25 protein-coding genes are annotated in these 24179 nt (G+C 43.6%); 4 read left to right on the top strand and 21 right to left on the bottom strand.

The window, feature by feature from the left end; genetic code table 11:
* Positions 1–142: 142 nt before the first annotated feature.
* A complete protein-coding gene (locus D1151_RS09660) occupies positions 143–577 on the bottom strand; it encodes a hypothetical protein (RefSeq protein WP_161908769.1) in 435 nt (144 codons plus the stop codon).
* A 90-nt stretch (positions 578–667) separates the two neighbouring features.
* Between D1151_RS09660 and D1151_RS09665 the strand changes: the two genes are divergently transcribed.
* Together D1151_RS09665 and D1151_RS09670 are read left to right on the top strand one after the other, a co-directional pair.
* Entirely contained in the window at positions 668–1216 is a 549-nt protein-coding gene (locus tag D1151_RS09665; protein ID WP_202620415.1) for a ribonuclease HI, read from the top strand.
* Between the two features lies 1 nt (position 1217).
* On the top strand, positions 1218–2408 hold the full coding sequence (locus D1151_RS09670) for a coenzyme F420-0:L-glutamate ligase (RefSeq protein WP_161908770.1): 1191 nt from the start codon (positions 1218–1220) through the stop codon (positions 2406–2408).
* A gap of 60 nt (positions 2409–2468) precedes the next feature.
* Here the strand turns inward: D1151_RS09670 and D1151_RS09675 are convergent, their stop codons facing one another.
* Together D1151_RS09675 and D1151_RS09680 are read right to left on the bottom strand one after the other, a co-directional pair.
* On the bottom strand, positions 2469–2807 hold the full coding sequence (locus D1151_RS09675; RefSeq protein WP_161908771.1) for a hypothetical protein: 339 nt from the start codon (positions 2805–2807) through the stop codon (positions 2469–2471).
* Positions 2808–3179: 372 nt separating this feature from the next.
* A complete protein-coding gene (locus D1151_RS09680) occupies positions 3180–3608 on the bottom strand; it encodes a hypothetical protein (RefSeq protein ID WP_161908772.1) in 429 nt (142 codons plus the stop codon).
* Between the two features lie 38 nt (positions 3609–3646).
* Here D1151_RS09680 and D1151_RS09685 point away from each other — a divergent pair, with 38 nt between their 5' ends.
* Complete coding sequence (locus D1151_RS09685; protein WP_161908773.1) at positions 3647–3820, top strand: hypothetical protein; 174 nt, start codon at positions 3647–3649, stop codon at positions 3818–3820.
* Between the two features lie 269 nt (positions 3821–4089).
* Here D1151_RS09685 and D1151_RS09690 read toward each other — a convergent pair whose 3' ends face one another.
* The 6 genes from D1151_RS09690 to D1151_RS09715 form a co-directional block, all read right to left on the bottom strand.
* On the bottom strand, positions 4090–5229 hold the full coding sequence (locus D1151_RS09690; protein WP_161908774.1) for an XRE family transcriptional regulator: 1140 nt from the start codon (positions 5227–5229) through the stop codon (positions 4090–4092).
* 307 nt (positions 5230–5536) lie between these two features.
* A complete protein-coding gene (locus D1151_RS09695) occupies positions 5537–6976 on the bottom strand; it encodes a monomeric [FeFe] hydrogenase (RefSeq protein WP_161908775.1) in 1440 nt (479 codons plus the stop codon).
* A 14-nt stretch (positions 6977–6990) separates the two neighbouring features.
* Positions 6991–10443, bottom strand: coding sequence for an efflux RND transporter permease subunit (locus D1151_RS09700; protein WP_161908776.1), 3453 nt, complete (start codon positions 10441–10443; stop codon positions 6991–6993).
* A gap of 150 nt (positions 10444–10593) precedes the next feature.
* Complete coding sequence (locus D1151_RS09705) at positions 10594–11733, bottom strand: aminotransferase class V-fold PLP-dependent enzyme (protein ID WP_160200978.1); 1140 nt, start codon at positions 11731–11733, stop codon at positions 10594–10596.
* 51 nt (positions 11734–11784) lie between these two features.
* Positions 11785–12321 (bottom strand): hypothetical protein, encoded by a 537-nt coding sequence (locus D1151_RS09710; protein WP_161908777.1) that lies wholly within the window; start codon positions 12319–12321, stop codon positions 11785–11787.
* Between the two features lie 4 nt (positions 12322–12325).
* The gene (locus tag D1151_RS09715) at positions 12326–13045 is read right to left on the bottom strand and encodes an ElyC/SanA/YdcF family protein (protein WP_160200980.1); all 720 of its coding nucleotides are present in this window, start codon (positions 13043–13045) and stop codon (positions 12326–12328) included.
* A gap of 112 nt (positions 13046–13157) precedes the next feature.
* Between D1151_RS09715 and aroB the strand changes: the two genes are divergently transcribed.
* Positions 13158–14204 (top strand): 3-dehydroquinate synthase, encoded by a 1047-nt coding sequence (aroB, locus tag D1151_RS09720; RefSeq protein WP_161908778.1) that lies wholly within the window; start codon positions 13158–13160, stop codon positions 14202–14204.
* 82 nt (positions 14205–14286) lie between these two features.
* Here the strand turns inward: aroB and D1151_RS09725 are convergent, their stop codons facing one another.
* From D1151_RS09725 to rplI, 12 genes are all read right to left on the bottom strand, one after another.
* The gene (locus tag D1151_RS09725) at positions 14287–14832 is read right to left on the bottom strand and encodes a GNAT family N-acetyltransferase (RefSeq protein WP_160200982.1); all 546 of its coding nucleotides are present in this window, start codon (positions 14830–14832) and stop codon (positions 14287–14289) included.
* Between the two features lie 19 nt (positions 14833–14851).
* A complete protein-coding gene (locus D1151_RS09730) occupies positions 14852–16834 on the bottom strand; it encodes an LTA synthase family protein (protein WP_160200983.1) in 1983 nt (660 codons plus the stop codon).
* Positions 16835–16850: 16 nt separating this feature from the next.
* Complete coding sequence (gene rsmA, locus D1151_RS09735; RefSeq protein WP_160200984.1) at positions 16851–17705, bottom strand: 16S rRNA (adenine(1518)-N(6)/adenine(1519)-N(6))-dimethyltransferase RsmA; 855 nt, start codon at positions 17703–17705, stop codon at positions 16851–16853.
* Positions 17702–18253: a ribonuclease M5 gene (gene rnmV / locus D1151_RS09740; protein WP_160200985.1), complete on the bottom strand. Its 552-nt coding sequence runs from the start codon at positions 18251–18253 to the stop codon at positions 17702–17704. Before rnmV ends, rsmA begins: the two co-directional genes overlap by 4 nt.
* Positions 18228–18653, bottom strand: a complete 426-nt coding sequence (locus D1151_RS09745) for a septum formation initiator family protein (protein ID WP_161908779.1) — start codon at positions 18651–18653, stop codon at positions 18228–18230. Before D1151_RS09745 ends, rnmV begins: the two co-directional genes overlap by 26 nt.
* 17 nt (positions 18654–18670) lie before the next feature.
* A complete protein-coding gene (yabQ, locus tag D1151_RS09750) occupies positions 18671–18961 on the bottom strand; it encodes a spore cortex biosynthesis protein YabQ (RefSeq protein ID WP_161908780.1) in 291 nt (96 codons plus the stop codon).
* Positions 18958–19212, bottom strand: a complete 255-nt coding sequence (locus D1151_RS09755) for a YabP/YqfC family sporulation protein (RefSeq protein ID WP_160200988.1) — start codon at positions 19210–19212, stop codon at positions 18958–18960. The genes yabQ and D1151_RS09755 overlap by 4 nt, the downstream gene beginning before the upstream one ends.
* 112 nt (positions 19213–19324) lie before the next feature.
* Positions 19325–20899, bottom strand: a complete 1575-nt coding sequence (locus tag D1151_RS09760) for a peptidoglycan DD-metalloendopeptidase family protein (RefSeq protein ID WP_160200989.1) — start codon at positions 20897–20899, stop codon at positions 19325–19327.
* Positions 20869–22146 carry a DnaD domain protein gene (locus D1151_RS09765; protein WP_160200990.1) on the bottom strand — a complete coding sequence of 426 codons (1278 nt, stop codon included), beginning with the start codon at positions 22144–22146 and terminating at the stop codon, positions 20869–20871. Before D1151_RS09765 ends, D1151_RS09760 begins: the two co-directional genes overlap by 31 nt.
* A gap of 12 nt (positions 22147–22158) precedes the next feature.
* On the bottom strand, positions 22159–22350 hold the full coding sequence (locus D1151_RS09770) for a DUF1858 domain-containing protein (protein ID WP_160200991.1): 192 nt from the start codon (positions 22348–22350) through the stop codon (positions 22159–22161).
* Between the two features lie 34 nt (positions 22351–22384).
* Entirely contained in the window at positions 22385–23701 is a 1317-nt protein-coding gene (gene dnaB / locus D1151_RS09775) for a replicative DNA helicase (protein ID WP_160200992.1), read from the bottom strand.
* A gap of 34 nt (positions 23702–23735) precedes the next feature.
* Entirely contained in the window at positions 23736–24179 is a 444-nt protein-coding gene (gene rplI / locus D1151_RS09780) for a 50S ribosomal protein L9 (RefSeq protein WP_160200993.1), read from the bottom strand.

The raw sequence follows: 24179 nt of genomic DNA on the forward strand, positions 1-24179 counted from the left end.
CTGCATTTTTCGCAAGATTTCCCTAAACAAATTTCAAATCTTGCATATTACGCAAGTCCTGCAGTCCCCTGCCATAGCACGTTTATACATATTTTTTTGAAAACCGCAATTTAGGTTAAATGCGCTTCTTCGCACGGGCTTTTCAATTCCCCTTTCGTCTCCTCTTATAGATTGCGAAGACATCAAACAAGACCACTCCCCATATTACAATCAACATGCCCGCAGTTAAAATCCCCCACCCCTGGAAGAAATAGATGCTCCAGCATACAGCTAAAAAAACGGCACCAGCAGTTTCCCCTCCATCCGCAGGACAAATCTTTATTATTTTCACATGATAGAATACAACTGGTATTGCAATCATCAATAAAAGTCCTATCTCCCGCAGCACGTCGGAAATGGATATAAAATTCCAGACTATTACCGCGACAATAAGTTCAAATAAAAGAATGTCCAGCACCCGGCTTTTACATTTATAATAATAAATCTTTTCCTGCTCGTTAAAGTCTTTTATTGATTTCATGATTATTTCCCTTTCAAAAACTGCGAAATCTGCTTCTTCTCCCTCATTATAGCACACTTTTTCACCGCCACAAAAATTTTCCGTTGTACTTTTTAACAAAATAAGGCATAATAGTATGTGTAAAAAATTACAAAGGGGATACCAATAATGATTTTGAGAATTTACACAGACGGCGGCTGTTCAGGAAATCAGAGCAGTGAGAACGCCGGCGGCTGGGGTTCCATTTTAGAATTTGGCGAACACAAGAAAGAGATGTTCGGCGGTGAAGCAAATACCACCAACAACCGCATGGAACTGACCGCAGTCATAGAGGCATTTAAAGCGCTCAACAAAGATGGGCAGACTGTAGAAGTTTTCTCCGACAGCGCTTATGTTTCCAACTGTTTTCGCGAAAAATGGTACGAAAGCTGGGAGAAGAATAAATGGCGCAACGCCGCCAAGAAATCTGTAGAAAATCAGGATTTGTGGAAAGAGCTTCTGGCGCTGGTGCGAAAGCACGATGTGAAATTTTTCCGCGTGAAGGGGCATGTTAACCTGAACAGCAAAGCTACAGACTTTGATAAACTTTACACGAAATTCGTCGGCTGGAACGGAAGCCGTTTTTCCTTCGACGATTTCAAATATATCACTGCGATGAACAACCGTGCCGATGAGCTGGCAAACATGGGAATCAGTCGCATCAAAGGAGAATCTTAAAATGGAAAGAAAAGTAGGAACAGTATCCAGAGGGCTTAGAGCTCCCATCATAAAAGAGGGCGAGGACCTCGCCCAGATTGTCATCGACACTGTCATGGATGCGGCAGCAGCTGGTGAATTTACTATACAGGACAGAGACATCCTTGCCGTAACAGAATCCATTCTGGCAAGAGCACAGGCAAACTACGCTACCACTGATCAGATTGCTGCAGACGTAAAGGCAAAGCTCGGCGGAGAAACCATCGGCGTTATCTTCCCGATTCTCTCAAGAAACAGATTTGCAATCTGTCTACGCGGTATCGCAAAAGGTGCAAAGAAAGTTGTACTGATGCTCAGCTATCCTTCTGACGAAGTAGGCAACCATCTGGTTGACATCGACCTTCTGGATAAAAAAGGAATCAACCCGTACTCCGATGTGCTGACACAGGTACAGTTTGAGGAGCTGTTCGGAAAATCCAGACATACCTTCACCGGTATGGACTATGTGAATTACTATAAAGATCTTATCGAGGAAGAAGGTGCAGAAGCCGAGGTCATCTTCTCCAACAACCCAAAATCCGTTCTGGATTATACCAAAAAAGTACTGACCTGTGACATCCACACCAGAGCAAGATCCAAGAGACTGCTCAAAGAAGCCGGCGCAGAAGTGGTGCTAGGTATGGACGATATATTGACTGCAAGCGTAGACGGAAGCGGTTACAATGATAAATACGGTCTGCTCGGTTCTAACAAAGCAACCGAAAACAGCGTTAAACTCTTCCCGATTCACTGTCAGGAATTTGTTGACGGCATTCAGAAAAAAATCAATGTCCTGACCGGTAAAACTGTAGAAGTCATGGTCTACGGCGATGGCGCATTCAAAGACCCTGTAGGAAAAATCTGGGAGCTGGCTGACCCTATCGTATCTCCAGGATACACAAAAGGTCTTGACGGCACACCAAACGAAGTAAAACTGAAATATCTTGCCGACAATGAATTTGCTGATTTAAAAGGCGATGAACTGAAAGATGCAATCAGCGAATACATAAAGAACAAGGACGCAGAACTGGGTGATTCCATGGTTGCAGAAGGCACCACGCCTAGAAGACTGACCGACCTGATTGGTTCTTTATGTGACCTGACCAGCGGTAGCGGCGACAAAGGCACACCGTTCATCTACATTCAGGGATATTTTGATAATTATACCAACTAAAAAATTGGGCGATTTTACGGGCAAAATCCCGGCAAAGTCGCCTTTGTTATATCGTGTACTTTATTCTTCCTCAGTACTTTTCTTTTTCCTTAATCTTATGTCACAAAGCACGCCCAGCCCCAAAATAATTGCAATTGGAATGAATACCCATATCTGACCAGCCCATATATAGGCAATTAGAAGAAGCCCTGCACAAATTCCGCAAAAGTTTTCTACTATGATCATCCACCTGCTTGCGGTTTTGCCAGTTTTCCGACTTTTTTTCCAATCAGAAAAAAATGCTTCCACCAAGACAGCAGCAAGCAAAATCGTTGTAACCGTTGCGACCATCTTATGATCCAGCTTGATTGAAATAACAATTCCCACTACGCAAGCGATCTGAAAAACTCGTACTAACATATTTCGCCTCCTTTTGAGTACCAGAAACGACGCCCTGTTTGTTATGCCGTTTTCTAGATTCAAATATATATTTGTAATTCATTCAAAAGATTTTCAAGAAATAGCTTAACTTTTCATAATTAGTTTTTCATAAATATTACAATATTGAGAAGTCTATTTTTAATTATTGTATCATAGAAATTATAAAAAATAGATTTTTTAGATTTAATAATATAATATTTTTTATAAACCAATTAACTTCTATATTAAATGCTACTGCATGTAGTATAAAAATACCAGCCGGAGAAAGCTTCCAGCTGGTCAACAACTTTGTTTTTTCAATTCTACACTTGGCGAGGCACAATTTAATCATGTGCCAGCCCTTGCTCTTCTTTAATTAACATCAATATCTTTCAACCAGTAATAGCCATCATTAGATGAAACACGGTTATATTGATAAGTCATGGTGCATTTTGTTGGTTTATCACTAGTAGTCATGTCAAATTTACTAGCTAGCTGACTGTAATATGATTTAAAGAGTACTGATTTGAAAACTCCAGCAGCAGTACTAGTAGTGATATCAAGTGCTCGCGCTACACTTCTTACTCCAATCCCCAAAGCACCAGATGGACCAGGCAATGCAGCTGTCATAATTGAAACAACTGCTCCGAATGCGATTTCAACTTTCTGTCCCTCAGCGTAATAGTAATCTCGAAAAACTCTGGCTTCTTCTTCAGATAAAGTAATACTCTTTGTAATTGTTCTGCCAAGCTTATCTGCCTGACTCGGTGTTTTTGCGATTGCAATTCTAACTTCTGCCATATAAATTGCCTTCTTTCTTCTTTTGTTAAAAGGATGATTTGGCACAGCTTCTAGCAATCTTTGACCAATGGCAATCCTTTGCTTGGGAACAGCTGAGCAGCAGCAATGAAGCCAGAAGCCAGAGAGAATATAATAAATTCAAGGACGACAAAGCCGATGTAAAAGGCAATATCCGCAAAATTCTTAATTTGGTTCCGGAATCTGCATTATAACCTGAATACTATCCGGCTATAGTTCACTGCTGTAAATCACTTTTCTACACCGTGATTTTTACTTTTTCTTGCATGCACGTCGAAGAGAACCCCTAGAGCAAGTAAAATAACACTCACAACATATATCCACACTTTGTCCAAAAGGATATATACAATTAAAAGCCCCATTGCGCAAAATGACAAAAAATCTTGACCTATAATGATATGTTTATTATTTGTCGCTTCATCATTTTTCGGCTTTCCCGAAAACCTTCAGGTCAGCCGTTTTTTTATTCTTTTTCCAGCAGCAACCTTGCCCTGCTCTGTATTTGTTTTTCAATCAATGCAATTCTTTCCTCCGGCAAGTTATATCTGGAATGTTTCTTAAATTTAAAGTTTAACAAATGACGTAGACTCTCTCGGTGTTCTGCTGTAAGTACTTTTTTTGCACTGCCTATAAAATCATCGTATACGCAAGGCTGCATTGTTTTCGCATAGGCTGTCAGCGCTTCCTCTGATTTCAGATCATCTCGTCCTGCATAATTAAACAGCGAATTTCCATGATCGAATAGGGGCGCCGGCTTCAAAATCTCATTGGTCCGATTATCCACCAGAACTCCAAAGTTTCCAAAATGCCGGTCTGTATTACAGATAACTGCGTCAAAGACAATCATATCGTGGAGTGCTCTCATATAATCTGCGCCAAGTTTCTCGTAGTATACTTCTACTGCCTCCATGCCTCCCGCTGTAACCATTCTTCCAACCGGCAAGAAGGCTTTTTCTTTACTTGTAAATAATTTACAGGTAGAACATAGCCCCCCTTTCCATTTGGAAAGTCCATAGGAAATTGCCTCAATTCCCATAGCCTCTGCAACCTGCGCCGCATAAAACTCCGAGTAAGGTTCATTTCCCGTGTTATATGCACCCGCAGTTCCGCCTTTGTAAAGCTTTATAGTACCATCCACTCGTCTCCAGCATTTTGGCAGCATACCATTTGTTGTAAATTCAGGACAGGAAGCAAGCGAACTGCGCACATTGCTCCCATAACCGGTAAATGCAATCAATGCCAACACTCGGCTAAACCGATTGTCATAAAGATTAAAGTCCTCAAATGTACCCGAAAAGTCCGCTTCACAGACCCAGTAACAATCATTTAGAGATAAACCTTTTGAAACCTTGATAATATGCATAGGTCTGTTAATACTAAGTCCGCACTTGCTCAAAAAATTATGCACATATGCTCTGTTAGCGGGAATTGTTCTGCGTTTCAGCCATTTAGCAATTCCCTCACCGGAAAGCCGCAAGTCAAGAGGAAGAAGCTTCGCTTTGCTTTCATCATGCCATAATATTTTAATATCCGGTGTACTGCTGTCTTCCGTTGCTGTAAAGCGAAGCAGCGGTGTATTAAAATGGCGCAGTTCATAAATCATAAAATTCACTCCAACCTTCTCACATGCATAAATTCAGCGAAACCTCTCAAAATATGCACAGAAGCGTGCATATAATCAAGAAAAATTTCTAAAATATGCATTTTCAGACCTGTTTTCTCTGATTTCAAGACTTTCTATCATCAGAATTTGCATATATCCATTATTTTTTCCAAAAATATGCACGTCATACGAAGAAAATGTGCATATTTCAGAGAAAAACTTCAATTTTATGCATAAACAGCACGCGAGCTGGCACAAGAAGTCACGTTGTACGTTGTACTTCGCCAGTTCGCGCGCCACCCAAAGCCTACAGAATATTAATGGTCTTTCTCAAGTTTGGCTTAATCTTTACAGCGGTTGCCTCTTCAGTGTGATCTTCAAATTCCTCTGGTGCGTCTTCGTAGCGAATCATGTTTCCGCTTCCGCCAACGCAGCCGCCGACACAAGCCATACCTTCGATAAAGTTATTCGGCAGAAGTCCCTTGCTTGCGCGCATTAACGCCTTTCTGCACTCCTCGATGCCAGAGCAGGAAATCGGATTAAATTCAAAGTCCTGCACATCCAGTTCTTTCAGTGCCTGAGTTACAGCCTCAGCAAGACCGCCGCTTCTCGCAAAGATTCTGCCGTAGTAAGTCGCCTGATTCCATTCGGTCTCTTCCTGCTCCTTCAGGATAATATTCTTACTGTCGAAGAGCGCCTGCAGTTCCTCAAAGGTAATAGCATAATCTACATATTTGCTGATTTCCGGTTTTCTGACCTCAGATTTCTTTGCGATACAAGGACCGATAAATACGATGGTATATTCCGGATGCCCTTCCTTTAAGAACTTTGCAAGCTCTGCCATCGGCGAATAGTTATGAGAAATCTTGTCCACCATATCCGGGAACTTAGTTTCTATGTATTTTACAAAAGCAGGGCAGCAGGAAGATGTCAGAAATCCCTTTTCTACAAGTTCCTGTCCCTCTTTAATGGATACCATGTCCGCACCCAGCGCAACTTCCAGCACTTCCGCGAAACCCAGCTTATGAATTCCGGTAATCACTTGTCCCAATTTTGCATATAAAAACTGGCTGCCGATGGACGGTGCTACGATTGCAACCGTTGGATTATTGGAATCCTTTCTGGTGCTTTCCTTCAGACAGTTGATAACATCCACAATGCTGGACACATCAACCGTTGCGCCAAACGGGCAGTGGTAAACGCAGGAACCGCAGCTGATGCATTTTTCGTAATCGATAGAAGCTTCTCCTCCCGGACCCATAGAAATTGCACCTACTTTGCAGGCAATCTCACACGGTCTCTGGAAATTATGAATCGCGCTGTATTTACAAGCTGTAGCGCAGCGCCCGCAGTCAACGCACTTGGTCTTATCAATTTTGGCATGATGATTTTCATCGATAGTGATTGCCTTTAACTTACAAGCTTCAATACACCCGTGAGCAAGACAGCCTCTGCACAGGTCAGTTACAACGTATCCTGCTTCCGGACATTCATCGCAGGCAATATCAATTACCTGCACCACATTAGAATTCTTTCTGCTGCCGCCGATGGCAAGACGCATACGCTCCGCAACGACTGCCCTATCCTTGTAAATGCAGCAACGCTGCGGCGGCTCATCCTTTGGAATAATTTTGCTGGCAACTTCGTTAAACTCTGCAAACACGTCATTTCCTTTCCATGTCTGTACTGCTACCTCACGAAGTACCTTGTACTTTGTTTCCTGTACTTTGTTGTCAAATAACTTCACGTATGACCTCCTACTTAATTAATATTGCTGATATCCAGATCTTCATCTGAAATGTATTTATAATTTTCTCTGTTCATTATATCATAAATCGCTGGCACAATATACAGCGTTGTTAAAGTTGCATAAACAAGTCCGCCGATACAAACAAGGGCTACCGGCTGCATCATATCAGTTCCTGTTGAATTTCCAAATGCCATGACAATCAAGCCCAAAATCGTAGTCAGCGATGTCATGAGAATCGGGCGCATACGAGTCATACCCGCTTTGACGATGGCATCTCTCTTGGAAGCACCACCTGCACGCAATTGATTGATGTAGTCCACCAGCACAATGCCGTTATTTACGATAATACCCGTCAGCATAACCATACCAATCATGGCGATGACACTGATTTCCTTGCCGAAAATCAGCAGTGCCAATAGACCTCCCGTAAATGCCAGCGGAATGGTGAACATAATGATAAACGGTGATTTCAGTGACTGGAACTGCGCCACCATAATCAGGTATACGAAGACAATTCCCAGAAGCAACATAAGCACTAAATCACTCATAGCATCCATGATTTCTTCGTTTTCACCGTCAAACTCGATAGTTGCTCCTTCCGGCAGCTTGTAATCTGCTACAGCCTGCTTCGCCGCGTCCGTCACCTTCGTGATATTGTAGCCGTCCTGCAAGCTTGCCGATACCGTTAAGAATCTGCTCTGATTGTCTCGATTGATTGCTTTCAGGGTTTCCTTTTCTGTCAAATCCGCAATATCGGAAAGCTTCACTTCCTTCTCAGCGCCTGTGCTGTCAGTCACCGTTAGAGTCAGATTTCTGATATCCTTTGTTGTCAGCTGGCTTTTCTGCTCAGAAGAAACAATCACGTCATAATTGTCGTCCTGCCATGTCACAGTAGTTGCCGTATCCTCATAGGTCATAGCATCCACGATAGCCGCGTAAACCTGCGCAACTGTAAGACCTTCCTTCATTGCAGCAGTTTTCTTTACTGTAAAGTGGTACTCTTTGTCAGATTCCTGCACACCGCTTTCAACTTCGTCGATTCCTTCAACAGTTTCCAAAACGTCAGTGATTCCGTGAGCCGCTTCCTGCAGATTGTCAAGATCACCGCTGTAGACTTTGATGGAAACCCCTGCGCCACCCATGGCAGTGGTAAAGTCGCCCATGGAAGAGCCAGAGGCAGTAACCTCTGCTTCCATATCTTCGCAAAGGCTGTTAATTTCTGCTGCAATGGCACTGCTGCCGGTCTCACTTTCCGCCTCCAGCATAATATACAAGGATACGGACTGCTCTGAGGAGGAATCTCCCATCATGCTGCCGCCGCCCATCATTGCGCCAACCGTTTCTACGCCATTCACGTTCTGAATCCGCTTGATAGCCTCGTCTGCCTGTTCTTTGGTTTCCTCTAAGGTGCTGCCCTTCGGCATTGTTACCGTTGCCTGAATCTGCGGCGAACTCATCTCCGGCATGAATATAAATCCTTTTGACAGGCTCATATATACACTACCTGCCAAAAGTACTACTGCAAGAAGAAGTACCGGTAACTTATGACGCAGCACAAAGGTAACGGACTGCTTATATTTTTCCAGAACTGCAAGGAAAAAATTCCCTTCCGTTTCTCTGGTCTTTACCAGTAATTTAGAGGCCATAGCCGGTACTAAAGTCAGTGCAATAATCAAACTAGCTGCCAAGGTATATGTCACTGTCAGCGCCATATCGGTAAATAGCTGTTTAGTAAGTCCATCCGTAAAGATAATCGGCACAAATACACAGACCGTTGTCAACGTTGACGCCGTAATAGCAGCACCCACCTGTTTTGCACCTGCCACTGCTGCCTTTGGAGCAGGAACCCCCTGCCGCCGCAGACGAACGATATTTTCAATCACAACAACGGAGTTGTCGACCAGCATTCCTACAGACACTGCAAGCCCTGACATAGAAATCAGGTTGATGGAAATGCCGGAGAAATACATTAAAAGTATAGCAAATATGATACTGATTGGAATGCTGCAGAGCGTAATCAACGTCGGCTTGATTCCTCGGAGGAACAGGAACAACACGATAATCGCAAAGAGCGCACCCCAAAGCAAACTGCTCAAGATGGAAGTTACAACCAGCTTTATGTAATCACCCTGATCCATCAGCGTTGTAAAATGCAGACCTTCGTATTCCTCGGCAAGCTGATCAAACTTTTCCTGCAGATTTTCACAGGTCTCCGCCGTCGCAAAATTCGACTGTTTTGAGAAAGTCAGCACAATGCCATCTTCCCCATTAATCTTTGCATAAAGGTCCTCGCTGTTATCGCTGATGAATACATCAGCAACATCCTTGACGTAAACCTTTCCTACGCTGTCCACACCGGAATCAAAGAGGAACAGATTCTTTGCCTGCTTCTCTGTGGTTATTTGATCGCCTACGCTGAGCAGCACATTATTCCCATTTTCCACGATATAGCCAGCCGGCATGGAAAAGTTCTGCGCTTGCAAAATGCCGGAAATCATATCAGTCGTAATTTTATCTCCGATATTGGCGCTTTCTCGCGCTTTGCTGGACTGAGAATCCAGCTGCACCTGTGCAGATTTTAACTGCTTATCCGCTTCGGAAAGCTGCGAACTTGTCTTTTCAAGCTGTTTTTCATTCTTTGCAAGCTCCGCTTCCGCCGTTTTAAGGGCAGCCGTCTGCTTTTCATACTCGCCCTCCGGCAGAAAATCCTTGCCTGCTTCCAGCTGTTCTTTTGCCTTTTTAAGTTCTTCCTTACCTTCGGCAATCTGGTTCTTTCCCTCTTCCAGCTTTTTCTTGCCGTCGGTCACCTTAGCCTTCTGGCTGTCCAGCTGGTTCTGGGCATCGGCAAGCTGACTGTTGACTGACGCTAAGATCTTGTTGTTCAGTTTGTCAATCTTGTCCTGACTGATGACAACGTTTACTTTTTCTTCCAGAATCCCGGAGGAATTTATGCTTGCAACACCAGCAGTTCCCTCTAATCTATTCAAAAGCGTATCACTGACAAAAGCGGATAACTCCGCTCTTTCTTTTCCTTCATAATCTACTGCAGCAACACTGACTGGAATCATGTTGGGATTAATTTTCATAATCGTGGTAGAACCTACCCCATCATCAAAGCTACCCTCCACCAGATTGATTTTCTGTAAAATATCTGAAGAAACAGTATCCATATTCACACTATTTTCAAATTCCAGAACTACCATAGCATAGTTAGCATTGGAAACAGATTGTACACTTTTTATATCCGTCAAAGTTGCCAGACTCTGCTCCATAGGTCTGGTTACTCCGGTTTCCACCTTTTCCGGTGTCGCACCCGGATACGGCGTTACAACCACTACATACGGCATATCGATATCCGGAAACAAATCTGGCGTCATCTTCGTATATGATACGATTCCCGTCATTAAAATAAGGATGACTGCAACAAAAACCGTAAATGGCTTTTTAACGCTAAATCTCGACATGTTTTTCCCTTTCTTATACCCAAATTTTAAGGCTTTGTCTCAAAAAACGACACTCAGCCACAACTTAAAATTATATATGGCAGAGTGTCTATTGTCAATGAAATCAACCGTTCTTTCAGTAAAATTCGCACAAAGTTCACATAAAAAAACTTATTTTTTCTGTGATATTTTCCAAACTGCATCAACGGCCCTTTTGATGTCCTTTCCCGTGTTGAATGGTCCAACACTAAGTCGAACGGCACCGGTATCCCAAGTTCCAATCGTTCTGTGCGCAAGGCCTGCACAGTGATAGCCGCTTCTGACTGCAATTCCAAACTCTCTGTTCAGTCTGTCTGCAACTTCCTCACACTCAATGCCGCGAATATTGAACAAGCTGATTCCTGTCTTCTGCTCCGACACCGGCCCATATAAATCTACACAATTCATATTGCGAATCGCATTGTCAAATTGACAAATCAGCTGTCTTTCATGGTACGCAATCGCGTGAATTCCCACTTTTTCCACTACTGATGCCGCATAGCCCAGCCCTATGATTCCCGGTGCATTGACAGTGCCTGCTTCAAAGCCTTCCGGAAAATCCGCAGGCTGCAGTCTGCTTCTTGATTCTGTTCCGGTTCCTCCGTAAAGCAGCGGCTGCAGTTCTATTTCCTCGGAAACATAAAGACATCCGGTGCCAAGAGGTCCAAGCAATCCTTTGTGTCCCGGAAAAGCCATCATGGAAATTCCCAGTTCCTCCACGTTCAAAGGCATACAGCCCGCAGCCTGGGCAGCGTCCAAAAGCAGCGGAATTCCTTTTTCTTTGGCAATCCCGGCAACCTCTTTGATTGGCATGATACTTCCTGTCACGTTGGATGCCGCCGTCATCACAATAAGTCTCGTCTTTTCTGTGATGGCATTTCCTATCGCCTGCCCGCTCACACACCCCTCTATATTTCCACATACAATGGAGTGCTGCACCCCTCTATCTTCCAGCGCCTTCAAAGGTCTCAGCACTGAGTTATGTTCCATGGAGGTGGTGACAACGTGATCCCCATTGCGCAAGAATCCGTACATTGCCAGATTCAAACTCTCCGTGGTATTTTTTGTAAATAACAGTCTGCCTGGATTTTTAATACTAAAAAGCTTTGCCACCTGTTTTCTTGCCTCATAAATCTTTTCCCCTGTCTTCATGGACATAGCATGACCTGACCTGCCTGGATTTCCGCAATAATGCAGCATGCAGTCTTCCATTATATAGGTCATACCCTTTGGTTTGGGAAATGACGTTGCTCCATTGTCAAGATATATCATCCGTTTCACCCCGCAAAAAAAATAATGGAGGATTTTATCTCCTCCATTATCTTATTCCGCGTGTCTATGCAATGTGTGTGTTTTTTTAAATTTTTTCATTTCCATGATACCATCTACCAATTCCGGAAAATATCTCACCCAATAAACTAGCAAAAATACCATATGAATCCAAGACGGCAGCCGTTTTATGAACACCACCAGCAGCGGATTCAATTGCAAAATCAATATCCATGCACCGAAACCTGCCAAAATTGGATAGTACCATTTTAAGTGAATCACCTTTGCACCGCAAAATCCATTAATCACAAGGGCGCTCAAAAGCCACATTACAAGCCCCACAGCAATTCCCAAAACGAAAATGCTGATAAAAGAGACCGCCGGATTCAGCGTAAAATTCTCTTCAAGAAAAGCATTTCCATATAGAATTCCCAGGGCACCAAAGCCAAAAGCGCTCAAATAAGGTCCGTAGCAAACTCCCCTATTCTGAAAGCCTTTGTTTTGCAGCGCAAACAGAAACACTTCAAAAATCCATCCCGCAATGCTGTAAATTGAAAACAAAAGTAAAATTTCGTATAGCTGATAGTCCATTTCTCTACTCTCCGTGTGATATGATACCGCTGCCGCTGATTGGAATCACTTCTCCCCCCAGCACCGATTCCGGTTTCCCCATAACCTTAAAGTAATCCTTCACTCGTGCCATAACTTCCCTAATCTCTCTCATAGGCTGCCCCGCATAAGTAAACTGATCTGAAGCAGCGCCAAATACATCCAGCCCCAGTTCATCACCGATATACAGTGCTCTGTATTCATGATAGGTCTGGGTCACTACAATGATAGTTTGTGCCGAAAAAATGTCCTTTGCCCGGTACATGGAGTCATAAGTGGAAAATCCCGCATGGTCACAGAAAATGTCTTCTTCCGGCACACCGGCTTTCTTTACATAATTCAGCATGACATGAATCTCATTATGACTTTCCGTTCCGTTGTCGCCGGAAAGAAGAATCTTCGGCGCAACGCCCTCCTGGTAAAGCATAATGCCCAAGTCCAGTCTGTCCTTTAACATCGGCGTCGGCGTTTCGTCATCTTTAATTCCCGCGCCCAGCACTAAAATGCAGTCTGCGCCTTTATCCTTAAGTCTCTCGATATCCGAAGAAGCAAGCACAGGCTCCTCCTCAGTAACGGCGCACAGGATATTATCCTTCTGCGATTTTACGATATGGTTATTTATAGTCATACTGGCAATTCCGATGATGCAGCCAAGGGCGATGACTGCAAAAATACATCTGCCTATGAATTTCTTAATTTTACTCACCTCTTGTATATGGTTTTTGCAAAAAACTGAAAAATATGTTACAATCGTTTATAGTATAACATATGGGACTATATATTATCAATAACAGCCGTTGCGGCAGGAGCTCTACAAAATGAAAAAATTTCTTATTTCAACTGAAAATCCTTACGAAGTCTTAATCGGCGAAGCTTTACTCAAGGACGCAGGTGCTTATATCAGCACTTGTATTCCTCCTTGCCATCTTTGCATTATTACAGACAGCACGGTCAACAGTATTTATTCCCAGGTCATCATGACATCATTAATGGAGCACGGATACCGCACCTCCAAAGTAGTTTTTCCTGCAGGCGAACATTCCAAGAATTTGAACACTTACTCCAATATCCTGGAAGCTATGGCGGACGAAAGTCTCAACCGCTCCGACGGCATTATCGCCCTCGGCGGCGGCGTTGTCGGCGATATGGCAGGCTTTGTTGCTGCCACCTATATGCGCGGCATTCCGTACATTCAAATCCCGACCACTTATATGTCTGCTATAGATGCTGCTGTCGGCGGCAAAACGGGCATCAATCTGCTCTCCGGAAAAAATCTGGTCGGTGCTATCTGGCAGCCTTCCCTGGTACTGTGCGACTACAAAACCTTTGACAGTCTGCCGCCTTCCAAACTACAGGATGGTGTTGCGGAAGCCATTAAATGCGCTGTCGTCGCAGAGTCATCTCTGATTGAACATATTAAAGCACAAGATTACGAATACGTCATTGAACGCTGCGTTTCTATCAAAAAATCCGTTGTCGAAGCTGATGAACGGGACATGGGTCTGCGCCAGATTCTAAACTTCGGTCATACTATCGGGCACGGTCTTGAGAAACTCAGTGCTTTTTCCATACCTCACGGAAAAGCCATCGCAAAAGGCATGGTCGTAGAAGCGAAAGCTGCTTTCAGGCAAGGCCTCACCAATGTAGATATCAGCGGCGATCTGACCGAAATTCTCACCAATCTCGGCTTCGATTTGTCTGTCGATTATCCCCTCGAGGATTTATACCGTTTCGCCTTGATGGACAAAAAAATCAGCGGTGACAAGATTACCATGATTATTCCCGAAGCTATCGGAAAATGCAGACTTCAGAAGATTTCCCTTTCAGAGCTTCACAAGTTCATAGAGCTGGGTCTGCAGCCATAAATACGATTTAAAGTATATAAAGAGCGTGAGTCACTGACAATACACGCTCTTTTCTTTTAACTTCTTATTAGGTGATACAGACTTATTTGCTGTCTTTTCCCGCAAAAAATTCTTCTCTCAGCATGGAAAACACCATCGAATCACGCAGACTTCCATCATAGATTTTATAGTATCTGCGAATGGTACCCTCATAGGTAAAGCCACACTTTTCAATAATACGCTGAGAACGCCTGTTGACTCTGCTGGTACAGATTCCAACCTGATCCAGTCCCAGTTCCTCAAAGGCAAAACGAAGCACTTCCTTTGCCGCCTCTGTCATATATCCTTTGCCCCAGTGTTCCTCCGCCAGATTATATCCCAGTTCCCTGCTGTTAGCCTCAGGTCTGATATTATCTGGCTCCAGCGCAATAACGCCGACCACTCTGTCATCGCCTTTAATACAAATCGCCCAAGCTTCAGGCGGCATAAAAATTTCCTCTATAATTTTTCTGGAATCTTCCACGCTTTTATGAGGCGCCCAGCCTGCAGGCGGTCCTACGTTAGGATTGCTCGCATAAGCATACACATCTTCTGCGTCTTCAGGGGTAAACATTCTAAGGTTCAGTCGTTCTGTTTCCAAAGATTTCATGGTTTTCCTCCGTTCGCGTTTACTCTGTAGTACTGATAATTTCTTTATTAGACTTATCTATCTGGCTGACCTTCATATTTTCTGCGTCAGCAGGGTCAACTTCCTCCTGCAGTCCCAGAAGACTCGGTCCAAGATAAATGGTTCTCAAGGTTTCTCCGTTAAGGGTTACCTTGCTGTATTCCGTAAAGTTCTGTCCTTTAATGTAATACTTTCCACCGATATTGACTACCTTATCAATTTTGATTTTCTTTACACCCAGAGTCATTTTGGCCCTTTCAAACGGATTTTCTCCGCCGTAAATATAGCCTTTTCCATAGTACATATCATACCCCAGCGCTTTCAGATTATCCAGATAATCTGCTGCATCATGGTCTTTTGTCTGATGATACTTTACAGTAGTTCCGGTATGAATATCTACCCGGTTCAAAACTTCTGCTGCAAGCTGATATGCCGCTAAATTTTTATCCCTTTTTTCCATCGGGAAATTGCTCCACATGATATATTCCGTTTGGTACAGATTGTCCTCGGCATAAATATCTTCCGTTATATCCAGTGCCGGAATATGGTCACCGTACATAACCAGAATTACGTCCTCATCATAAGCTTCAAGGGCTTCCGTCAGTTCCTTAATGAACAAATCCATCTCATAAATCTGATTGACATAGTACTCATACTGCCATTTGATATCTTCATTCGGCGCATCCGTGACCTGGATTTTTGGATTCTTGATGATCTGCTCAGTCGGATATTTTCCATGTCCCTGTACGGAAATGGTATAGATATAATCTCTTTCCTCAGTCAGCTCCATGGTTTCCAGAATTTGTTCCGTCAATATGCTATCCTTCGCCCAGTTTTTCGGCGTTTTCGGCACGTCACTCATGTATTCCAGTGAAGTAAAGCTGTCGTAACCGATATTGGCAAACACATCATTTCTGTTATAGAAAAGGGCTCTGTGGTTATGCACCGCATGGGTCTTATAGCCCAAGGATTTTAGGTCAAAGGCAAGGCTCTCCCCGGTCCTCTCTTTCAGAATGGACTTAAACGGATATTCGCCCGGTCCAAAGAACTTAACGCTGATTCCGGTCATCACTTCAAATTCCGTGTTGGCAGTTCCCGCGCCGCAGGCAGGAACGGTGAGTTTGCCAGTGGTATATTTCTGCTTCATTCTGCGGAAGTTCGGCACCGCGTCCGCTGAAAGCTCAATATGCTTAAACATGGATGGATCCACAAAAGATTCCAATTGAAGGAATAGAATATTCGGGTGATTTTCATCCTCGTCACTTTCAACCAGCTTCATGGTACCATCTTCATTGTACTGATCCTTATCAAAGAGGCCCTTAATCATTTTTTCATCGTATCCTGCAGGCTTTGCAATTCCGGTATTGAGCCAGGTGTTCACAAAGCAGTACGGCACACCGTAGTCCTCATAGGCATACGCCAGATTTCCAAAAAAAGTACTCAGTACTCCGATACGAATCAGCCCAAAAGTCATCACAAAGGTCAATGCAATGACTACAACTGCAGCGGTCAGATTCCTCTTCCATTGTATTGGCTCTTTCTTCTTCGGTCCCTTAATCCAAAGAAGCAGCAGCGCTGTTGCCGCCAGCAAAATGCCGCCAGCAATAAGAATAATTTCGGTTTTGCTGAAATAATTGGTTAAAATCGTTGCCCCGTCGGCGAGATTGCTCAAATCCTTTACTGTAAACGGTGTCATTCTCTGCATGAGAATAATACCGTTGGTAATGCCGATTCCCATCCATACGATGGTGACCACCGTTACCACAAATACCCTTCGTTTAAAAAGGGTTGCAATAATCAAAGTTGCAAAGATCAGCAGCGTATTATAAAAGAATACAACCGGACTGTGCAGTAAAAACTCAAAACCTCCAAGACCTTTTCTTGCCAGTGTTTCTATGGCAAAGTTAAGTACAAAAGCCCATACTGCGCAGAAGGCAAAACTGTTTTTTAATCTTTTCTGATAAAATTGCTGCAATTTCTCCATGTTACTATCCCTCACTTTATTTCCCTTTTGCCAGGTGGTTTGCAATCGCTGCAAATTCACTCAATGACAGAGTCTCAGCCCGTCTCTTTTCATCAATCCCAGTGCCTGCCAGACACGTTTTTATCTCTTCCTTTGTAAAATCGCCTAATTGCGATAATGAGTTAGAAAGGGTCTTTCTTCGCTGTCCAAAGCCCGCCTTAATGCAGCGGAAAAACAACTGCTCGTCCACAAGTTCTACCGGCTTTTCCAATCTAAGGTCAAGACGCAGCACCGCTGAATCCACCTTCGGTGCAGGAAAGAACACTTCCTTTGGTACTGTTGCCACTGTCACCACCGTGCAGTAATACTGCACCGCTGCAGATAAAGCGCCGTAAGCCTTGGTGCCTGGCCCAGCCTTGATTCTGTCTGCCACTTCCTTTTGCATCATGATGGTAATGCTGTCCGCCGCTACATGGCTTTCCAAAAGCCCCATGATAATCGGCGTGGTAATATAGTAAGGCAGATTGCCTATAATTTTCGTTTTCTTACAGCCTGAAGCTGCAATAACTGCGTTTAAATCCGCTTTCAGCACATCTTTATTGATAATCTCAATGTTGTCAAACTCCTTCAGCGTATCCCGCAAAATCGGAATTAGATTCCTGTCGATTTCAACAGCGACAACCTTCTTCGCAAGCTGCGCCGCCTCTGCAGTCAAAACACCAATTCCCGGCCCGATTTCGATGACTAAATCCTCATCAGTAATTTCCGTGGCTTCAATAATCTTGTCGATGATGTTCTTGTCAGTCAAGAAATTCTGACCAAGACTTTTTGACAGCTTAAAACCGTATTTATCCTTAATTTCTCGAATGGTCGAGGGTGCATATAATTTCATGTAAGTTCCTTTACTCTCTGATAAAATTCCTCTTTTGTAATGTGAAACTGGTTCAGTTTCCGCAGGAATGTCTTCGTATTTCCATAGCCAATGGAAAGAAGATTCCCAAGCTGTTCTCTCCGCTCCTTAGCCTCCGGCGTTCCCGCCAATCTGCAAGCAGTCAAATCCTCCATGGTAAAAAGCTGCTGAGAATCGGACGCTGTACAGCGCGCGTGTTCCAGCGCTTCTATGATATCTTCAGGTTTTGCATTTTCTACGCCCACATTGCCTTTCTTCAGTGCCTTTCCCTTAGGCAGAAAGGCCTGCTTGCAGCCTGGAAAACGCTCCGCCACTTTTCTTCTAATTTTTTCGCCGGCATAATCCGGATCTGTAAATATAATTATGCCCTGTTCATTATACGCCTTTTCGATGAGAGGCCACATAGAATCCGGCATACCGAAACCGTGCGTTTCAATGGTCATTGCTGACACTGCCCGCCTGATTGCCGCCGTATCGTCTCTGCCCTCTACAATGATAGCCTCTTTAATTGTCTTTTTCGTCGTTTCCATTGCTGTCATCTTTGTCCTGTTCTTTATCTAAAACAAATAAAATTTCTCCTGGTTTAATCATGCGCAGCTGAATTCTCGCCTGTTCTTCAATATATTCCAAATCGTTTACATTTTCAAGTTCAGCTTCCAATGCTTCTTGCTGCTGCAAAAGATTTTGATTTTCTTCCTGCAGGCTTTTTTGCTCTGCCCTCAAATCAAAGACATTTTTTATGGACATTCCAACGACCGCTATTAGTATCACTACTATAACGGTCAGGATTAATCTGCCTTGATTCAGTTTTACTCTTTTTTTCTTTCGGACAGTGCCGGCAGTGCTGACAGTTTCGGCTTTGCCTGTTTCACCTTTTCGCATTTCTGCTTCCGTAAACTGCTTAACTCTCCCTTTTTTCCTCTTCTTCATACCTGTGTACCCAACTTTTAGTTCTCTTTCAGTATACCACAAATGCCTTTCTTCCACAAGAATATGCCGCCTAGCATAGCCGCAAGCCCATACAAAGTCACAACGCCATGAGACGCCCTATACAAAAACCTGTAGAACAGAAACGCTGCAAATATCCAAAAAGCAAAGTAGATAACTATTTGAACCCGCCGTCTGTTTCCGCAGCATTTCATCAAATAATTCCTCGCTTCAAAGGTAATCATGATGCCAATTCCACAGCCGAACATAATCAGCAGCTGAAACAGTTCTCTCTGAATCAGCGCTGTCATTTTCGAAACCTGTCAAAAAGTTTTGTCTTTGCTTTTTTCTTTGTATAGGTCAGCGCTTCAATCTCGCCTGTGGCGACTAACTTCCCCTCTTCCAAATCCAGCACTTCAATATGCAAATTTTTTCCGGAAATTACTAGTCCCTCATCTGCTAAATCAGCCAGAATTGTTTCTTCATCAAATGCATCTACCGCTGTCACTGCGCTCACCATAAGCCGGCTCTTGTTTTCCAGCTCAATCACATGATTTTCCATCGCACAGACCTCCTTTTATTGGTAAGTATATGCCGGAAAATCCGAAATTTTCCCGAAAAGACTTTGCCGCCTGCATTTAGGTACATGCTGGTGTTCTTAAAAAACAGCGTATTTATAAATAGTTAAATGGATCTACAGCAGTACCATTCTTTACAATCTCAAAGTGACAATGAGATCCGTAGCTGTTTCCTGTATTTCCTACTTCTCCGATTTTCTGACCCTGATATACTTTGTCACCCACGCTGACATTAATTGCACTGCAGTGTCCGTATCTGGTCCTCATTCCGCTGCCATGGTCAATTTCTATAAATAGCCCGTAGCCGCTATACCAGCCTGCGTAAACCACTGTACCTCCGTCTGAAGCATGAATCGGTGTACCTGTCGGACATGCCAAATCCAGTCCGTCATGATTACGTCCCCATCTCCATCCGAATTCCGACGTCAGTGTATACCCAGATACCGGCATAATAAAGGTACCTGTCGGTGCCGTCTTCGGCAGTTTCTTGGTTCCTTTTATTACGATTTTCTTTACGGATTTTTTGATGGTTTCCGTCTTTAAAACTTCTTTTCCGACTTCTTCCCCGTTTTCTCTGATGATTCTAGCCGTCACCACTCGTTTTCCGTTGACGCCTTTCTGAATCACTTTAGTCACATTTTCGTACAGGGAATCATCTTCCCTATATTCTGTCTTATATTTTACCTTTTCCGCATAGGTTGCTTCTTCTTCCGTCACTACAGTTAATGCTGGAACTGCCTGAGAAATCAGGATTTCATCACCTGGGAAAAGAGAATCCTCTTTCAATTTTGGATTGTTTTCCTTTAGTTCTTCAAAGGTCGTATCAAACTTGCTGGTAATTCCCGAATAAGTGTCGCCTGCCTTTACTACATAAACCTTCTCCTTGGAACCGCCGTCCATAATCTTTGATACGGCTTCCTTCTTGCCGCTGATATAAGCAAGCTTCGTGTCCATCTGCCTGATTTCTACGTTTTCTTTAAAACCAACACGCAGATATTTTATCTCACCTTCACCGTCCATGAAAGATTTCTGCACATTGCGCAGTGCAGCATTAGCAGCATCCTTGCTTTCGCAGATGACAAAACACTGTCCGTCTATATAAATGCCGTAAGCCTGTGCTTCCATGTCGGTCATGTAAGTAAGTCTCTTCAGTACCGTGTCAATGTCATCAATATCCTTATCCAAAACTACCACATTTTTGAAGCTGATGTTTTCATCAGCTTCAATATGAATCTGTGACCCGTACTCTTTACTCAGCTCGGCACTGACCAAATCCAGAATCTTAATGACATCCTCCTGATTCTTTACATAGCCCAGTACTTTGCCGTTATAAGAATACTGAAAACCTGTAGCATAGTTGAACATAGCTACCATGGCAACCGCTACCAGCACAAATCCTGCAAAGTGGCTTAAAATACTCTTTTTATGGTCGATAAAGCTCTTCCGGTTCCTGTGAATGGCGCTGGCTGTATGATATCTCATGATAAGCCACAGCCTGTCCACTCGTTCCTGTGTATGATCATGGAACGTCACGACGCCAGCTGCACCGCTAATGATGAGCTGCCAAAAGGAAACAAGCCATTTGTCGAAGCGAATCTGCGCCTCGTCATGCCAGGTAATAATCCCTGCCGCAACGTCCACTATTTTTCTAAACTTTTTTTCTTTATCCATATTTCCGCCTCTTCCGTACGCTGCTTAATACAAGAACAACGCTCTCCCAGATCTGTCATTCCAGTATCGCTGCACTTCTCACAAGCGTACTTTATGTCGGTGTAATCCATCTCAAAATTGTTTTCCGTCAGCACCACTGCACGTTCTGCTGCCAGCTCGTCCATAATGCTGTTTATCTTCTTACTCTCGTTCTCTGAAGAGCCTAAAATCAGCGCCTTAGAAAGCTGGGATCCCATCCTGCGGATTTCCTCATCAATGTCTTTAATTCTAGGCAGCTTCTGATAAACTTCCTGTTTTCTCTCTTCCGCCTCTTTCTCTGCCTTATCCCGCAAGTAATCGTAATACTGGTTGAGCACTGCCTGAGTCACCACAATCTTGGTGTTGACATCCACGCCTTTGCTCTGCGCTTCGTCTCTCCAGTTTTCTAAAACCTTGTTGACATAGTTAAAATTCGGACTGGATATACCGGCTGTCTTTGTACAGGCTTCCAACACCCTGTCCATAGAGTAGCCCATACGCTCAAACCAGTTATCCATCATTTCTTTTTCTGCTTCTGTAGCATTTCTGGTAAAACCAAGAGCTTTAAGCACTCTTCTGTAGCGGTAATATTTTTCGTCCATCTCCTGCAGTTTTTCGCTAATCTGATCTGTGGACTGAAGCCCTTCTTCGGTCCATCCTTTTACCACACTTTCGATATACCGCATGCTGGTCTTGTTCTTGTCGATAGAATATTTTACTGCTGTAAAAACCACCTCAGGGCTAGCGCCGTAATCGGTAAGCCATTTCATAATCTGACCCAGCTCAGAAGAGTCCAGAGTCCGTCCCAAAGCTTTCTCGATATCTTTAAACATAACTTTGACTTCCGGATTTCCGAAGACATTGTCACCTTTCGGTCTGCTTGCTTCCCCCCGTACAGGTGCAGTGTTTTTCCCATACAGCTGCTCCTTCAGACTGAGAAATTCCACAATAAAGCTAACGTTGCCCTGTGTATCAAAGTAACGCTTTCTTATAACGCCTCGCTCTTCCCAATATTCCCAGGCTTCCCGCACTTTCTCCTCAGAAAGTCCCAGCTGTTTTGCTATCGCTTTTTCCGTAATTTCAAGACCGTGTTCTGCATACATACTCGCATACAGATATACCTTCACAAAATCTCCGGGCGCGGATGGCATATATTCGTTGATAAAAATATTTTCTACTTTTGTATCCAGCAGAAAAAAGTCTTTGATTTTTTCTTTTATAAAGTTCATAAATACTCGCCCTTATGCTTCTTTATTCAGCGCGCAAAGCAATTCTTCTATGTCAAGACCATGTCCCTCTGCCGCTTCATGCAAAGTTTCCTGCACTGCTCCGGGACAACCGGTGCAAAGCAGTCCATACTCTTCAAAAATCAATTCCATCTCTTCGTTAAGATTCAAAACATCACAAACCTTCATATCCCCTGTAATTTTCATAAGCAACTCTCTTTCAGATACAAATCACTATAAACTACGCTTTATCACTGAACTTGGTGTATCTTGCCACCCAAGTCAAATCAAAGGTTTCGGTCGGCCCACTTCTGTGTTTTGCAAGATTCACCTCACAGACACCCGGTTTTTCTGAGTTTTCCTTATTATAATAGTCGTCACGATACAGGAACATAACCATATCGGCGTCCTGTTCGATAGATCCGGATTCACGCAGGTCAGACAGAATCGGTCTATGATCCTGTCTTTGTTCCGGTGCACGGGAAAGCTGAGAAAGTACCATTACAGGACAATCCATCTCTCTTGCCAGCAATTTTAAATATCTGGACAGATTACTGATTTCCTGCTGTCTGCTGTCTGCTCTCCCCTCTGCCTTCATCAGCTGCAGATAGTCGATAATGACAAGATCCAGACCCTTTTCAGATTTCAGTCTTCGGCACTTATTTTTCATTTCAAGTACACTGATACCTGGTGTATCGTCAATATGTAAATTGGTTTTGGACAAAGAGTCCAGCGCCATATTAATTCTGTCCCAGTCGTTTCGCTCCAGACTTCCCGTTTTCAACTTCTGCATTTCTACGCGGGACTCCATAGCCAGAAGTCTCTGTCCAAGCTGTTCTTTGGACATTTCCAAACTGAAAATCAGCACGCTGGCACCGGATTTTACTGCTGCGTTCTGGGCGATATTCAAAACAAAGGCAGTCTTTCCCATAGCAGGTCTTGCCGCAATAATAACAAGGTCAGATCGCTGCAACCCGCTTGTCAGCTCATCCAGCCGTTTAAATCCCGTGGAAAGTCCGATGACCTGTCCCTGCGTCTGTATTGCTCTGTCTATCATCGCTACATTTTCTATGAGAACTTCTTTAATAGGCGCAAAATCGCTGCGCTGACCTTTCTGGGCGATTTCAAAAATGCCCTTTTCAGCGTAGTCCAAAATATCAGAAGCCGCCATGGATTCTTCATAGCCTTTCTCTCTGATATCCTCAGCGGTCTGAATCAGTCTGCGCATAGAGGCTTTTTCAGAAACAATCTTGGCATACTCCGCAGCACTGCTGGGTGCAGGAGCAACCGATGACAAGCTGGCGATATAGACTCTGCCGCCGACCATTTCAAGCGACTTTCTCTTGCGCAGTTCCTCACAGACCGTTACAATGTCCACCGGTACATTATTTCTGAATAGCTCAATCATCACAGTGAAAATCTCTTTATGCGCTGCGTCATAAAAATCCTCTGGTGTAATATGGTCAATAACATCGGAAAGCGCGTCCTTGCTCAGCATGGCTGAGCCTAAAACAGACTTCTCCGCTTCCGTATTATGGGGTGGAATTTTCTCAACCATGTAGATTCCTCTCTATACTATCAGTCAATCAGTTTTAGTCGGTTACTTCAACGGTCAGCTTACCGGATACTTCCGGATACAATTTCACATCAATTTCAAATCTGCCAATACTCTTAATTGGGTTTTTCATCTGAATTTTTTTCTTATCGATGGTAAGACCGGTCTGCTTTTTCGTTTCGTCAGCAATATCCTTGGAAGTAATGGAGCCGAAAAGTCTGCCGCCTTCACCGGACTTAGTCTTGATAATAACAGTTACATCTTCCAGCTTCTTTGCAAGTTCTTCTGCCGCCGCTTTTTCTTCTGCCTTTTTCTGTGCCAGCAGTTCTTTCTGCTTCTCAAGACTTCTGATATTGCCATCGGTCGCCTCGGTTGCATACCCTTTCGGCAGCAGCATGTTTCTTGCGTATCCATCGCTGACTTTTACTACATCACCAGCTTTACCAGTACCTTTTACATCTCTATTTAAAATTACAATCAT

Origin of the sequence: Emergencia sp. 1XD21-10 (genome assembly GCF_009936045.1) — a bacterium.
In the GTDB taxonomy this organism is placed as follows: domain Bacteria; phylum Bacillota; class Clostridia; order Peptostreptococcales; family Anaerovoracaceae; genus Senimuribacter; species Senimuribacter intestinalis.

Bases quoted from the DNA above. Each gene is read 5' to 3' on its own strand.
- D1151_RS09730 (WP_160200983.1), bottom strand. From the start codon at position 16,834: ATGGAGAAATTGCAGCAATTTTATCAGAAAAGATTAAAAAACAGTTTT.
- rsmA (WP_160200984.1), bottom strand. From the start codon at position 17,705: ATGAAATTATATGCACCCTCGACCATTCGAGAAATTAAGGATAAATAC.
- D1151_RS09705 (WP_160200978.1), bottom strand. From the start codon at position 11,733: ATGATATATCTTGACAATGGAGCAACGTCATTTCCCAAACCAAAGGGT.
- D1151_RS09755 (WP_160200988.1), bottom strand. From the start codon at position 19,212: ATGGAAAATCATGTGATTGAGCTGGAAAACAAGAGCCGGCTTATGGTG.
- aroB (WP_161908778.1), top strand. From the start codon at position 13,158: ATGAAAAAATTTCTTATTTCAACTGAAAATCCTTACGAAGTCTTAATC.
- rplI (WP_160200993.1), bottom strand. From the start codon at position 24,179: ATGATTGTAATTTTAAATAGAGATGTAAAAGGTACTGGTAAAGCTGGT.
- rnmV (WP_160200985.1), bottom strand. From the start codon at position 18,253: ATGGAAACGACGAAAAAGACAATTAAAGAGGCTATCATTGTAGAGGGC.
- D1151_RS09675 (WP_161908771.1), bottom strand. From the start codon at position 2,807: ATGTTAGTACGAGTTTTTCAGATCGCTTGCGTAGTGGGAATTGTTATT.
- D1151_RS09700 (WP_161908776.1), bottom strand. From the start codon at position 10,443: ATGTCGAGATTTAGCGTTAAAAAGCCATTTACGGTTTTTGTTGCAGTC.
- D1151_RS09760 (WP_160200989.1), bottom strand. From the start codon at position 20,899: ATGGATAAAGAAAAAAAGTTTAGAAAAATAGTGGACGTTGCGGCAGGG.
- D1151_RS09710 (WP_161908777.1), bottom strand. From the start codon at position 12,321: ATGGACTATCAGCTATACGAAATTTTACTTTTGTTTTCAATTTACAGC.
- yabQ (WP_161908780.1), bottom strand. From the start codon at position 18,961: ATGACAGCGCTGATTCAGAGAGAACTGTTTCAGCTGCTGATTATGTTC.
- D1151_RS09670 (WP_161908770.1), top strand. From the start codon at position 1,218: ATGGAAAGAAAAGTAGGAACAGTATCCAGAGGGCTTAGAGCTCCCATC.
- D1151_RS09665 (WP_202620415.1), top strand. From the start codon at position 668: ATGATTTTGAGAATTTACACAGACGGCGGCTGTTCAGGAAATCAGAGC.
- D1151_RS09680 (WP_161908772.1), bottom strand. From the start codon at position 3,608: ATGGCAGAAGTTAGAATTGCAATCGCAAAAACACCGAGTCAGGCAGAT.
- D1151_RS09690 (WP_161908774.1), bottom strand. From the start codon at position 5,229: ATGATTTATGAACTGCGCCATTTTAATACACCGCTGCTTCGCTTTACA.
- D1151_RS09770 (WP_160200991.1), bottom strand. From the start codon at position 22,350: ATGAAAATTACAGGGGATATGAAGGTTTGTGATGTTTTGAATCTTAAC.
- D1151_RS09725 (WP_160200982.1), bottom strand. From the start codon at position 14,832: ATGAAATCTTTGGAAACAGAACGACTGAACCTTAGAATGTTTACCCCT.
- D1151_RS09765 (WP_160200990.1), bottom strand. From the start codon at position 22,146: ATGAACTTTATAAAAGAAAAAATCAAAGACTTTTTTCTGCTGGATACA.
- D1151_RS09745 (WP_161908779.1), bottom strand. From the start codon at position 18,653: ATGAAGAAGAGGAAAAAAGGGAGAGTTAAGCAGTTTACGGAAGCAGAA.
- dnaB (WP_160200992.1), bottom strand. From the start codon at position 23,701: ATGGTTGAGAAAATTCCACCCCATAATACGGAAGCGGAGAAGTCTGTT.